Here is a 13,053-nt window from a genome sequence, read left to right on the forward strand (position 1 = left end):
GGGCTCAGCCGAATCGCACCGTGACCGTCACCGAGGCGCCCTCCTGATCGGCCGGCCGCTCGAACCTGAGCCCGCCGCCGGTCAGGAGCGCGGCGCCGTCCAGCAGCTCGGCCACCGGCCTGGCCCAGGTCAGCGTCAGCTCGTCCAGCTCGCAGCGGGGGTCGGCGACGGTCACGGCCGCGGTGCCGCCGGGCCGCTCGCGCACCAGGACGGCGCACGGGGCGGACGCGGTGAGGCCGCCCACCGTCCCGGCGTTCCAGAAGCAGGCGGACAGAAGCCCCAGCCCCGGCACCTGCACGGCCTGCAGCCGCGCCGTGTTGGCCAGCACCCGCACCAGACCGTCGGCGGGCCTGGGCTCGCTCGCGTCCGGCAGCACCAGGGCTCGGGCCTGGGTCTCCTCCCTCCCCGCACCCGGCAGCAGCAGGTAGGCGTAGGACGCCGCGCGCGGATCGACGCCGTGATCCAGCCACAGCGTCACGTAGTCACGACTCACCCCGCCACCGTCCCGCCGCTCCCGCGACGTACGCAGCTCCTGGCCGGGCACCACATAACCCCCGTGCCCTTCGAGATGCGCCCACCCGGCCCCCACCGTGAGCCGCGCGGCGGTCCTGCGGTTGTCCACGACGGTCTCGACAGCCACCCCGTCCTCCCCGGAGATCCCCGCACCCAGGCACACGATCGCGTCATCCAGGAAGAACCACGACTTGAACGCCTCCATCGTGCTCTCCAGCCCGCTCAGGTGCTGCCCCACCGCCGCGTACGTCCCGTCGCAGGCCCCGCCGACCCACCGCCACGGCGTGCGCGTGTCACCCCACCCCGCACCCGCCCCGTCGGGCAGCCGCAACGTGGACACGGTGGTGCCCGGCAGCCGGTAGGGGTCCACGGTCGGCCAGAAGGAGTCGGAGTACTGGTCGCCGTGCCCCTCGGCCCACCAGTAGAGCATCCCCGAGCCGGTGTGCCAGCCGCGCAGGTTCTCGCCGTTGCCGTGCTCGTAGTGGCCGACGCGGTGCGAGGCCATGCTGAGCGCCGCGCACCAGCCGGGCCGCCGGTGCACGGCCCTGGCGCTCATCGGCAGCAGCCGGTGCCCCACGGGCTCGGCCGCCGCGGCTACGGCGCCGTCCGCCATGACCGCCGCCAGGCGGGCGTGGAAGGCGGGCTCTGCGGCGTGCTCCAGCATCGGCCGGTACGTGCCGCGCACCGCCCACCCCTTGACCATGGCCTGCCAGCGCGCCCGCTGCTCCCCGGTGGCGCTCTCCCCGAGCAGCAGGACGGCGGCGGCGATCTCCCGCCCGCGCTCGTGGTCGCCGAACGGCCGCCTGCCGACGCTCCGCCCGCGTACCAGGTCCATGCAGGCCCCGTCGTGCACGAAAGGCGCGAACGAGCGCTCGACCGTCTCGAAGATCCGCCGGTCGGCCGGCTCCCACGGCGAGCCGCGCAGGACCGCGTACAGCGTGGCCAGCCCCGACAGCAGTGTCACCCCGTACGCGCCCTGGTAGGGCACCCACGAGTGCTGGATGAACGACCCGTCCCGGTAGAACCCGTCACCTTCCGAGACCGTCGCGAACACCGGCGACAGCGCCGACACCGCCAGCGCCGCCCTGCCGTGGTCGTCGTCCAGCATGGCCCGCAGCAGCGTCACCACACACAGGTCCACCCGGTTCGCGGCGGTGCTGTTGCCGGAGTAGCGGTGCAGGCGGCTCGGCGGCACGTAGTGATCCACCGACTCGGCCAGCGCCTGGCTCCACGTGCCCGCCAGTACGCAGGCGTCCATCAGCGCCTTCGGCACGCCGATCTGCCAGTGCCACCAGTTGCCCGGGGCGTCGCCGCCCGCCGCGTACACGTGCCGCCGGTAGTGCTCCACCCCGGTGGCGACGGCCTCGGCGAGGCCCGCGTCCGCGAGGCCCAGCGCGTACGCCTGCGCCATCACCCGCAGCCGCCTCGGCGTGGCCACGAACGACGGGAACGCCTGGTCGGGCCAGAGCGAGTCGGGCCCGGTCGCCATCGAGGCGCGATACCGCGCGGCCGCCCGGCCCAGCGCCGCCAGCCGGGCCCGGTAGCGCTCGGAGTCGTGCCCCGGCCCCGCCGTCACCTCCCGCCAGCGGCGGCGCAGCAGGACGAACGTCTCGTCGGGCGTGTGCGCCGCCCGCGCCGGCGCCAACGCGCCCGCCGTTCCGGCCACGGCCACGCCGCCGAGCCGGAGGAATAATCGCCTGGTTGGCAGCGGCACGCCCCGATTATCACGCGCCGGGCAACACGATCACCACGCCCGGCAAGCACCCACCCGCGCGGGGCGTGACACGAGCACCGGCCTCACGCCCCGCGCAGGGCGACGAACCAGTCGAGCACCTCGGGCAGCGACCGGCGGGCGGTCGTCGTGTGATCGACGTCACCCACGTCCTTCAACGCCGCCTTCACCCCGCTCACCCGCAGCTCCCGCAGGCAGTACCGCGAGTTGTCATAGGCCACGTCCTTGTCACCACGCCCCGCGTACAGCCGCACCGGCACCCCGGGACGCCACCCCGCGCACGTCACGTCCTTCACCTTCATCGCCCGCAGCAACGCCCCCGACGGTTTGGTGATCCGCTCCAGGTAGGCGGCGGTGACGAGATCGCGCGGCGAGCCCGGCAGCCCGGCCGCGATCTGCTCGAAGCTGTGGTCCCCCGTCGAACAGCTGCTCCACGGCCGGGTCACGGAACACCTCGGACGGCGAGCCGTAGAAGTGGTGCAACCGGTTCATCGAGACCGTCCCGTACGCCAGGTAGAAGGTCGCGCTGTGCGGATCGAGCCGGTCCTGGAGCAGCGCGGGCAGCTCGGCCGCGCGCACGTGGTACGGCCCGGAGATCGGCGCGACCCCCCGCAGCCGGTACGCCGGGTCCCCGCGCAGCGCCTTGCCCAGCGCCATGGCCGCGTGCCCGCCCTGCGAGAACCCGGTGACCAGCACGTCCCCGCTCAGCGACCGCCCCTGCCGCCCTGGCCAGCTTGCCGAGCAGCAGCGACTCGCGTTCGCGCGCCGTGCGTTGCAGCGTGCCCGCGGAGATCTCCGTGCCGCCGGACAGCAGGTGCACCCGGAACGTGTCGGGACCGCGCCGCGCGTGAGCCCGTCAGAGAAGGCGGCGGATCTCCCCGTACGCGCGGTAGAACCCGCCGCGTCCGGCCGAGCGCACCCCGTCCACCAGGTAACGGGCGCCCGGCTCGCGGATGTCCTTGGGGAACTGCACGTTCCACGACTCGTAGCCGGGGCTGATCACCCGCACCCGCAGCCGCTCGCCCTCCCTGACGCACTCCACCACCACGCCGTCGCCGGCCTCGCCCGCCGCCGCCGTAACGGTCTCCAGCACGACGGAGGGCTCGACCGCCTCCAGCGTCGCCGCCGCCTTGACGTCCACCGGCTGCGGCACGCTGCCGGTGCGGGCGGCGGCGATGGCGGCCTCTCCGGCGTCGATGCAGGCCAGTGTGCCGTCGGTGGTGACGATGTAGAGCCGCTCGTCCAGGTACTGCATGGAGAAGGCCGAGCCGCAGCCGGTGCCGAGCTTCCACAGCCGCTCGCCCGAGGCGTCGAAGCAGTAGACGGAGGAGTGGTTGTCACCGGCGAAGACGTGGCGGCCACCCGGCGAGGTGGCGCAGGAGTAGACGGCGCCGTCGCACTGGTAGACGGCCTCCACCCGGCCGTCGCCCTTGGCCAGGCGGTGCACGGTGCGGCGGGCGGTGCCCGCGTAGACCGCGTGCTCCTCCTGCCAGCCGAACAGCACCGCGTCGGCGACCTTGGTCTCCCAGATCGGGGTGCCGTCGGAGACGTCGTAGCGGGCGACGCCGCGCGAGTGACCGAAGTAGACGGAGTCCGCGTCGCACCTGACCATCCAGGCCGAGTCGCCGCCGCCGTTGCGCGCCCACTGGAACTCGTCCTCGTAGTCGATCGCGGTGACCCGGCCCGCGCGGTCGGAGACGCCGAGCACGCCGTCGTGGATGTCGAGCCAGTAGATGTCCACGTCGGCCGCGATCTCGTAGGCGGACCTCGGGACCTTGCCGCTCAGGTCGTACACGCGGCCGTCGTCGCAGCCGGCGTAGATCCAGAAGTCGTCGGCCACGATGCACTTCACGCCGTCGGGCAGCCGGAAGCGGCCGGTCACGGTGCCGGAGTGGCTGAGGGTGTAGACGTCGCCGCGCTGGTTGCCGACCCAGCAGCGCTCGCCGTCCACGAAGATGCCGAACGCCGAGGCCCCGCTGTCGAAGCGCCACAGCACCGGCGCCTGCTGGGCGGTCGAGCGGGTGCTGGTGATGGCCCTGCGGGTGATGGCCCGGCGCTGGCGCACGCCGCGCACGGCGGGCGCGTAGCCCTTGCGGGCCTTCTCGGCGAGCTTCTTGGCCGCCGCCGCTTGGGCCTTGGCCTCCGTGGGGAAGGCGGTGACCTTGGTCTGACCTGCCTCGCCGATCCGTCCGTACGTGATGGTGACCTGCGTGCCCGCCACGGCCACCTCGTAGAACTTGTGCGATCCGCCGCCGTCCTCAGACAGCTCCAAGTAGGTCATGTCCGCGCTTCTCCAGAAATCGGGCCGTGATCAATTGCTGGGGAGCGTAGAGGACAGCGGCGACAAAAGTCAGACGCCCGCCCTGATCGGCACCACGTTGCCGGTCGTGCGGGCGCGCGGCAGCGCGAACCAGGTGGCCTTGCCGACCAGGTCGGGCTGCGTGACGTAGCGCTGGGGGTGGCAACCGTAGAAACCCTCGGAGAGCCTGGCCACGATGCGCAGGCCGCGCCCGTGCTCGGCGCCGAGGTCGTGGGGCGCGGGGGCGGGCAGGATCGGGCTGCCGTCCACCACCACGAGCATGATGTCCCTCTCGTCCACATGAAGGACGAGTTCGTAGGGGTCGTCGCCGTACAGGAACGCATTGGTGATCAATTCGCTCACCATGAGAACGGCGTCGTCAACGAGATCGGAAGAAAGGGAGAGTTCTGACAATTCCGTGCGGATGAGGGCGCGAACCTGACCGACCGTCCGCGCGTCCGCGCGCAGCGGCCAAGCGTACTGCTTCCGGCTCGGGCGAGTCGATCGCAGCCTGGTCATGGCGTCTCTTTCCTGTGCTGAGGGGCAGCGGATGCGCCTTTCGCTTAACAAGAGGACCTGCCTATGGTTTGACGTACAACGCTGTCGAAACGTGTACGCACGAGAAGGCCCTCCGGGTCGAATTTCCGATGAAATATCACTCATTCTTTTAGAGTGATGTCCGTAAATCGGGAAACTGCGCGACCCCGGTCAGGGATGGCCCAGGCCGGCGCCGATCTCCTCGATCAATTCGTCCACCCGCCTGGCCAGCTCCACGTCCAGCGACGTCACGGCGCCCACCGACACCGTCCGCACCAGCAGGACGAGCCCGTCGGGGCGGTCGTGCAGCTGCGGCTGCCTGCCGTAGGTGATCTTGAGCCGGTCGAGTGCGCCGCGCACCGCGTGCAGGTTCTCCCTGGGCAGCGAGACTGCGCGGCGCAGCCCCGACCGGTCGCCGCTCCATCGGGGCAGCGTGCGCAGCGCCGCGGCGAGCTCGGCGTCCGTCAGCGGCGTGCTGTGCCTCTTGGGGCCTGTGACGCCACCGCCGCCGCCGGGCCGCTCGAACAGACCCGTCATGCGGCCGATGGCGTGCAGCAGCCCCCGGTGTTCGCCCATCGTCTCCCCCGATCCCCCTGGCTCAGCCTTCCCGTTCCCAGGCCGCCGGCCTCGACACCTGCAGCAGGGACCACACGGCGGCCGGGGTGAGGGGCACGTCGGTGATCCGGTCGGCGATCTCCGGCAGGGCGGCGGCGACCGCGTTGGCGATCGCGGCGGGCGGGCCGATCGTGCCCGCCTCCCCGACGCCCTTCATCCCGCCCGGCGTGACCGGCGAGGGCGTCTGCAGCAGCACGACCTCGATGTCCGGCACCTCGCGCGTGGTCGGCGGCAGGTAGTCGACGATCGGCTGGCCGTCGTCGGTGTAGACGATCTCCTCGGTCAGCGCCTGGCCGATCCCCTGCGCCACGCCGCCCATGATCTGGCCCTCGACCACGGCCGGGTTGACCAGCACGCCGGCGTCGTTGACCACCCAGTAGCCCTCCAGCTCCACCGCGCCCGTCTCCGGATCGACGGCCACGGCCGCCGCGTGCGCCCCGTAGGCGTAGGTGTAGCCGGGCGGGTCGTAGCTGTCGCGCTCCTCCAGGCCGGGCGCGACGCCCTCGGGCAGGTCCCAGCCGCGCCACGCCGCCGTCGCCAGCTCGCGCAGCGGCACCGCCGCCTGCGGGTCGCCCTTCACCCGCACCGCGCCGCCGGCCACCTCCAGGTCGCCGGGCGCCGCCTCCAGCCGGTGCGCGGCCAGGGCCAGCAGCTTGTCACGCAGCTTGCCGGCGGCCCGCGTGAGCGCGCCGCCGCCGACCACCAGCGAGCGGCTCGCGATCGACCCGATCGACGAGTACGGCGTCACCGCCGTGTCCCCCAGCACCACCCGCACCCGCTCGATCGGCACCCCGATCCCGTCGGCCGCGAGCTGCGCCAGCGCCGTCTCGATGCCCTGCCCGATCGCGACCACCCCCGCCGAGACCACCACGGACCCGTCCTGCTCCATCCGCAGGGCCACCGTCTCGTAGCCGCCCGACTCCGCCCCCATGGCCTTGAGGTCCATCGAGGGGCCCAGCCCGGTGGTCTCGACGTGGCAGGAGTAGCCCACGCCGCGCCTGCGGCCGTCGTCCGCGCGGCCGACCGGCCGCACCATGTCCAGCACCGTGCGCAGGGCGCGCGGGTAGTCGCCCGAGTCGTAGGTCTGGCCGACCGCCGTCGTGCACGGCAGCTCCTCCGGCCGCAGCATGTTGCGCAGCCGCAGCTCGATCCGGTCGAGGCCGAGCCGGCGCGCCGCCTCGTCGATCAGCCGTTCCCTGGTCAGGGTGGCCTCGGGCTGGCCGAAGCCGCGGTAGGAGCCGAACGGCGCCGTCGTGGTGACCACGCCGCGCACCCGCACGCCGAACTTGCCGAACCGGTACGGCCCCGGCAGCAGCGTGGCCGTGACCGCGAACGTGGAGGCCCCGGTGTTGGCCGGGTGCGCGCCGAGATCGCCGACCACGTCCACGTACATGGCCAGGAACCGCCCGTCACCGTCCAGCGCCAGCCGCGCCCGGTGCACGGCCTGCCGCGCCGGCAGCGTCGCGAACAGCCGGTCGCCCGGCGCCTCCATCCAGCGCACCGGACGGCCCGCGCGCATCGCGGCCAGGCAGGCGAGCGCCTCGTCGGGGTAGACGTGCTCCTTGGCGCCGAACCCGCCGCCCGTGTCGCGGCTGATCACGCGGACCCGGTCGTGCGGCAGCCCGAAGGTGTCCGCGAGGTGCTCGCGCACGTGGTGCGGCGCCTGCGAGGAGGTGTGCACGGTCAGCTCGCCGTCGGCGTAGGAGGCCAGCACGCCGCGCGGCTCCAGCGGGTACGGCGAGACCCTGCCCATCCTGAACACCATCTCCACCACGTGCTCGGCCCCCTCGACGGCGGCCAGGCAGTCCTCGTCCCCCATCCCGAAGTCGGTGATCACATTGCTGCCCAGCTCCGGGTAGAGCGGCTGGGCGGCCATGGCCCGCTCGGCGCCGACGGTCGCGGGCAGCTCGTCGAGGTCCAGGTCGAGCAGGTCGGCGGCGTCCCTGGCGGCCTCCGGCGTACGGGCGACGACCAGGGCGAGCGGCTGGCCCGCGTACCGGATGGTGTCGTCCAGCACCGGGTAGGAGGTGAGGCGCTGGCCCGGCAGCACGTTCACACAGGGCAGGCTGAGCCCGGCCGCGTCGGCGGGGGTGATGACGTCCACCACCCCTTCGACGGCCCAGACGGCCTTGGCGTCACAGCCGAGCAGCCGGCCGTGGGCGATGGGGCTGCGGACGACGTGGGCGTGCAGCGTGCCCGGCAGGCGCACGTTGCTCACGTACCTGCCCTTGCCGGTCAGCAGTCTGGCGTCTTCCCTGCGTGGCGTCCGTGCGCCGACATAAGGATCTCCCATGGCCCTGATTGTGAGCTTCGTATGCCGGGCGGTCTATACGATCCGGCGAGAAGGAGCACGTCAGCGGGGGTACAGATGCAAACGTTCCTGCCATATCCCGACTTCGCGGCGACAGCGGCGGTCCTCGACCCGCTGCGCCTGGGCAAGCAGCGCGTCGAGACCCTCCAGGTCCTGCGCGCCCTCACCGTCCCGAACTACGGCTGGCGGCACCACCCGGTCGTCAAGATGTGGACCGGGTACGAGGAGGCGCTCGTGCGGTACGGGCTGGAGATGTGCCGCCACTGGTGCTCCCTGGGGCGGGCCGACACCTGCGCCGGCACGATGACGGCCGAGCTGACCCAGCTCCGCGGCACGCCCGACATCCGGGTGCAGAACGAGCTGGCGGCGGCCGGCGAGCTGCCGCCGTGGCTCGGCGACGAGCGCCTGCACCTCAGCCACCGCTCGGCCCTGCTGCGCAAGGACCCGGGCTTCTACCGGCCCGTCTTCGGGGACGAGGAGCCGGACGACCTCGACTACGTCTGGCCCAGGTCCGACCGCCTGCCCGCCTGAGAGCCGGGTCAGACGACCTCGAACGCGGCCATCATGGCCATGTCCTCGTGCTCCAGGTTGTGACAGTGCAGCACGTACCGTCCCCGGTAGTCGGTGAACCGGGTGACGATCTCGACGGTCTGGGCGTCGCGCAGCTCCACGGTGTCCTTCCACTCCGGCGCCCCCTGCCGCCGCTCGCCGTTGACCGACAGCACCTGGAACTGGTCGAGATGCAGATGCACCGGATGCGCCACGTCGCTGGTCAGCCGCCAGACCTCGATGTCGCCCAGTTTCGGCCTGGCCTCCATGCGGGCGGCGTCGAACGGCCGGCCGTTGATCAGCCACCCCGTGCCCCCGTGCATGCTCCCGCTGCTGAACGCGAAGTCCCGCGTCACCGTCGCCCTGGCGGGATCGAGCGGCTCCACGGTGGACAGCCGCGCCGGCACCGCGGAGTCGTCCGCCTCGTCCCGGTCGACCGCGAAGCGCATCACCCGCGCCTGCGCCCCCTCCCCCGCCAGGTTCCGCAGCTCCACGTGCTGCCCCACCCGGTACGCCGAGAAGTCCACGACCACGTCGGCCCGCTCCCCCGGCGCCAGCCTGATCTGCCGCACCGTCCTCGGCGCGGCCAGCAGCCCCCCGTCGCTGCCGATCTGCACCATCGCACCCCCGGTGGACAGCTCGTACGCCCGCGCGTTCGAGGCGTTGCACAGCCGCAGCCGGTACCGCGCCCTGGCCACCCGCAGCTCCGGCCACGGCGCCCCGTTGACCAGGATCACGTCGCCGAGCACCCCGCCCATGTACGCCTCCCGCACCCCCGGCCGCCCCTCCAGCGCCGGGTACAGCAGGGTGCCGTCGGCCGCGAAGGACCGGTCGCAGATCAGCAGCGGCAGGTCCCGCTCCCCCGACGGCAGCGGCAGCGCCTCCTCCTCCGCGTCCCCGACCAGGAACATCCCGGCCAGCCCGCGCCAGACCTGCGGCCCGGTGTAGTCCATGCGATGGTCGTGGTACCAGAGCGTGGCGGCCCGCTGCTCCAGCGGGAACACGTACTCGCGCGTCGCGCCGGGCGCCACCAGGTCCGTCGGGAAGCCGTCCGACTCCGGCGGGGTGTGCCCGCCGTGCAGGTGCAGGACGGTCGGCTCGCCGAGCTGGTTGATCAGCTTGACGGCCGTGCGCCGCCCGCTGCGCGCCCTGATCGTGGGGCCGGGGAACGTGCCGCCGTACCCCCAGACGGGGGTGCGCAGGCCGGGCAGCAGCTCGGCCTGCGCTGCCCGCTCGGTCAGCTCGTAGTAGTCCACCTCGCCCGTGCTGCGGACCGGCCTGGCCACCTCGGGGATCGGCAGCGGCACCGCGTACGGCTGGGGCAGCGGTGCCGCGCTGGCCAGGAGCTGCGGCTGCGGGGTGCCGGCGAGCAGCGAGCACCCCTGGGCCCCGGCGGCGGCGACCGCCCCGAGCCCGAGCAGCCGCAGCACCTCGCGCCGGGTCGGGCTCATGCCCGTCCCGGCCGGGCCATGACGCGCAGGAGCTGGACCACCCCGCCGCCGAACAGCAACACCCCGAGCGGCAGGTGAACGGTCTTCACGTGCGCGACGCCGAGCACCGCCGCCACGACGGTGAACACCAGCAGCCCCGCGGCCGGCCCGATGAACCTGGCGGGCCCGCCGCCCGGCCGCCAGACCAGGATCGCGGCGACGAGGTGGAGCAGCCCGATGACGAGCAGGGCCATGGCCGAGGCCGCGTGCAGCGCCCGCCCGCCCGGCGAGGACAGCAGCATGCCCGCCGTGATCGCCTGGAACAGCAGCGCGACCACGTGCAGGACGGCCACGGCCTTGAGCGTCTGGATGGGCCAGGCCGCCGGGCGGGCGGCCGTGGTGGGGGTAGCGGTCATGATCGGCTCCTGGGACGGGTTCTCTCCATGGCCGCCATCGTGGTCCGCGGCCCGGCCCCCGGTCGTCGTGCGGCGGTCGAATCCTGCCGCTACGACAGGGGACGCAGCATCGGCACCTCTACTACGCCGGGAGTAGTAGCGGCGTCCGCCTCAGCGCCGACGACCGCCGCCGGACCAGGCTCTAATGTGCAGGAATGAGCTTCGTGCCCGGTTGGCGCTCCTTCGCCCTGGACGGCGTCCTCGCCGCCGTGGTGGCCGCCCTGCTCTCGCTCACCGTGCTGGCGACCCCCGCCGCAGGCGTCCTGGACCTGGTCGCGGTGCTCATCGCCGCGGCCTCGCTGGTGCTCTGGCGCCGGGCGCCCCTGGTGTCGCTGCCGATCAGCACGGCCTGCATGCTCGTCTACGCGGTGCACGCCCAGCCGGGGCCGCCCGCAGCCTTCCCCGTGCTGGTGTCGGTGTACGGCGCGGCCAGGGCCGGGCATCGCCTGCTCCCGGCGCTGGCCGGGCTGGTGTTCCTGGGCTCGAGCCTGGCGGCCGGGTTGAGCGGCGCGACCGGCGCGGACCAGGAGCAGCAGGTCTTCCAGGGCACGACGCTGCTGCTCGGCTGGTTCCTGGCCGCCGGGGTGGCGGGGACGGTGAGCATGCACCGGCAGGCGTACCTGGAGCAGGCCGAGCAGCGGGCCGCCGAGGCCGAGCGCACCCGCGAGGAGGTCGCCCGCCGCCGGGCCGGCGAGGAGCGGCTACGCATCGCCCGGGAGCTGCACGACTCGCTCACCCACAGCATCTCGGTGATCAAGGTGCAGGCGGGGGTGGCGGTGCACCTGGCGCGCAAGCGCGGCGAGGAGGTGCCCGCCTCGCTGCTGGCCATCCAGGAGGCGAGCGGCGATGCCATGCGCGAGCTGCGCACCACGCTGGAGCTGCTGCGCGACACCGGCGACGAGGGCGGCGCGGCCGGTCCCAGCGGCCTGGACAGGCTCGGCGACCTGGTGGAGCGGGCCCGCTCGACCGGGCTGCCCGCCACGGTGACCGTCTCCGGCACGCGCAGGGAGCTGCCTGCCGAGGTGGACAGGGCCGCGTACCGGATCGTGCAGGAGGCGCTGACCAACGTCTCCAGGCACGCGGGCGCGGCTGCCGCGACCGTGCGCATCGACTACGGCGGGCAGGAGCTGGTCGTGCAGGTGGACGACGACGGCGCGGCCACCAGGGCCGCCCCGCCCGTGCCCGGCGTGGGCCTGCTCGGCATGCGCGAGCGCGTCACCGCGCTCGGCGGCCGGTTGCTGGCCGAGCCCCGCGCCGAGGGCGGCTTCACCGTACGCGCCGAGCTTCCCCTTGGAGGACCCTCATGATCCGCGTCCTGCTGGTGGACGACCAGGCACTCATCCGCGGCGGCTTCCGCGCCCTGCTGGAGGCCGAGGACGACATCGAGGTGGTGGCGGAGGCGGCGAACGGGGAGCAGGCCGTCGCCCTCGCCCTGGCGCACCTGCCCGACGTGGCCCTGGTCGACGTCCAGATGCCCGTGATGGACGGCATCGAGGCGACCCGCCGCATCGCCGCCGACGACCGGCTGAGCGGCGTGCACGTGGTGATCCTGACCAACTACGGCCTCGACGAGTACGTCTTCAACGCGCTCAGGGCGGGCGCCGGCGGCTTCCTGGTCAAGGACACCGAGCCCGCGGACCTGCTGCAGGGCGTCAGGGTGGCGGCCAGGGGCGACGCGCTGCTGTCACCCGCGATCACCCGCCGCCTGATCGGCGAGTACGTGGCCCGCCGCCCCGAGCCCGAGCCCGAGGGCCTGGACGTGCTCACCAACCGCGAGCGCGAGGTGACCGCCCTGGTGGCCCGCGGCCTGTCCAACGACGAGATCGCCGCGCACATGGTGATCAGCCCGATGACGGCCAAGACGCACGTCAGCAGGGCGATGACCAAGCTGCGGGCCCGCGACCGCGCCCAGCTCGTGGTCTTCGCCTACGAGTCGGGCCTCGTCGTGCCACGGGCGGGCCGTTGACCGTGCTGGAACGGGCGCGTGGTGAAATGGCCTCGGGAGGGGTACATGAGCATCATTTCGCGCGGTTTCCGCGGGAGACGCAGAGACGACGGCGGCCGGGTGCCGCCGGGGCAGTACCTGGCCGACGACTTCCCTGTGCTGTCGGCGGGCCCGACGCCGCGGGTCCCGCTCGACCGGTGGGAGTTCGCCATCGACACCGAGGCGGAGCAGACGCACCGGTGGTCGTGGGAGGAGTTCATGGCGCTGCCCGCCGAGACTCCCACGGTCGACATCCACTGCGTCACCAAGTGGTCGAAGCTGGACACCACGTGGGAGGGCGTCTCGCTCGACGTGCTCTTCGAGGACGTGGAGACCGCCGCCGAGTACGCGCTCGTCTACTCCTACGGCGGTTACACCACGAACCTGCCGCTGGAGGACCTCCTGGACGGCAAGGCGTGGATCGTGCACCGCTTCGACGGCGAGGAGCTGGAGCCGCGCCACGGTGGCCCGGCCCGGCTGATCGTGCCGCACCTGTACTTCTGGAAGTCGGCCAAGTGGGTGCGCGGCATCAGGTTGCTGAACGAGGACTGGCCGGGCTTCTGGGAGACCGCCGGCTACCACAACTACGGCGACCCGTGGCGCGAGCAGCGCTACGAGGGCGACTGAG

The 13,053-nt window shown here is 73.3% G+C and carries 12 protein-coding genes; 4 read left to right on the plus strand and 8 right to left on the minus strand.

Annotated elements, in window-relative coordinates:
- Window positions 1–4 precede the first annotated feature (4 nt).
- The 6 genes from LCN96_RS55380 to LCN96_RS55405 all read right to left on the minus strand — a co-directional run bounded on the left by LCN96_RS55380 (window position 5) and on the right by LCN96_RS55405 (window position 7,989).
- Window positions 5–2,227: a polysaccharide lyase 8 family protein gene (locus LCN96_RS55380; protein ID WP_225270392.1), complete on the minus strand. Its 2,223-nt coding sequence runs from the start codon at window positions 2,225–2,227 to the stop codon at window positions 5–7.
- A gap of 83 nt (window positions 2,228–2,310) precedes the next feature.
- Window positions 2,311–2,691, minus strand: coding sequence for a hypothetical protein (locus LCN96_RS55385; protein WP_225270393.1), 381 nt, complete (start codon window positions 2,689–2,691; stop codon window positions 2,311–2,313).
- Between the two features lie 410 nt (window positions 2,692–3,101).
- The gene (locus tag LCN96_RS55390) at window positions 3,102–4,526 is read right to left on the minus strand and encodes a WGR domain-containing protein (RefSeq protein ID WP_225270394.1); all 1,425 of its coding nucleotides are present in this window, start codon (window positions 4,524–4,526) and stop codon (window positions 3,102–3,104) included.
- Between the two features lie 69 nt (window positions 4,527–4,595).
- Window positions 4,596–5,207: an ATP-binding protein gene (locus tag LCN96_RS55395; protein ID WP_311132165.1), complete on the minus strand. Its 612-nt coding sequence runs from the start codon at window positions 5,205–5,207 to the stop codon at window positions 4,596–4,598.
- Window positions 5,208–5,252: 45 nt separating this feature from the next.
- A complete protein-coding gene (locus LCN96_RS55400; RefSeq protein WP_225270396.1) occupies window positions 5,253–5,657 on the minus strand; it encodes a 4a-hydroxytetrahydrobiopterin dehydratase in 405 nt (134 codons plus the stop codon).
- 22 nt (window positions 5,658–5,679) lie between these two features.
- Window positions 5,680–7,989: a xanthine dehydrogenase family protein molybdopterin-binding subunit gene (locus tag LCN96_RS55405; RefSeq protein ID WP_225270397.1), complete on the minus strand. Its 2,310-nt coding sequence runs from the start codon at window positions 7,987–7,989 to the stop codon at window positions 5,680–5,682.
- Between the two features lie 75 nt (window positions 7,990–8,064).
- Between LCN96_RS55405 and LCN96_RS55410 the strand changes: the two genes are divergently transcribed.
- Window positions 8,065–8,538, plus strand: coding sequence for an MSMEG_6728 family protein (locus LCN96_RS55410; protein ID WP_225270398.1), 474 nt, complete (start codon window positions 8,065–8,067; stop codon window positions 8,536–8,538).
- An 8-nt stretch (window positions 8,539–8,546) separates the two neighbouring features.
- On the opposite strand, the gene LCN96_RS55415 is transcribed toward LCN96_RS55410, so the two are convergent.
- Together LCN96_RS55415 and LCN96_RS55420 are read right to left on the minus strand one after the other, a co-directional pair.
- The gene (locus LCN96_RS55415) at window positions 8,547–10,007 is read right to left on the minus strand and encodes a multicopper oxidase family protein (RefSeq protein WP_225270399.1); all 1,461 of its coding nucleotides are present in this window, start codon (window positions 10,005–10,007) and stop codon (window positions 8,547–8,549) included.
- Entirely contained in the window at window positions 10,004–10,402 is a 399-nt protein-coding gene (locus tag LCN96_RS55420; protein WP_225270400.1) for a hypothetical protein, read from the minus strand. The genes LCN96_RS55415 and LCN96_RS55420 overlap by 4 nt, the downstream gene beginning before the upstream one ends.
- A gap of 194 nt (window positions 10,403–10,596) precedes the next feature.
- Here LCN96_RS55420 and LCN96_RS55425 point away from each other — a divergent pair, with 194 nt between their 5' ends.
- From LCN96_RS55425 to LCN96_RS55435, 3 genes are read left to right on the plus strand one after another with little or no spacing between them, the layout of a single operon-like run.
- Entirely contained in the window at window positions 10,597–11,748 is a 1,152-nt protein-coding gene (locus LCN96_RS55425; RefSeq protein WP_225270401.1) for a sensor histidine kinase, read from the plus strand.
- Window positions 11,745–12,407, plus strand: a complete 663-nt coding sequence (locus LCN96_RS55430) for a response regulator (RefSeq protein ID WP_225270402.1) — start codon at window positions 11,745–11,747, stop codon at window positions 12,405–12,407. The genes LCN96_RS55425 and LCN96_RS55430 overlap by 4 nt, the downstream gene beginning before the upstream one ends.
- Window positions 12,408–12,452: 45 nt before the next feature.
- Window positions 12,453–13,052: a sulfite oxidase-like oxidoreductase gene (locus tag LCN96_RS55435; protein ID WP_225270403.1), complete on the plus strand. Its 600-nt coding sequence runs from the start codon at window positions 12,453–12,455 to the stop codon at window positions 13,050–13,052.
- Window position 13,053: the final 1 nt, after the last annotated feature.

The organism is Nonomuraea gerenzanensis, assembly GCF_020215645.1.
In the GTDB taxonomy this organism is placed as follows: domain Bacteria; phylum Actinomycetota; class Actinomycetes; order Streptosporangiales; family Streptosporangiaceae; genus Nonomuraea; species Nonomuraea gerenzanensis.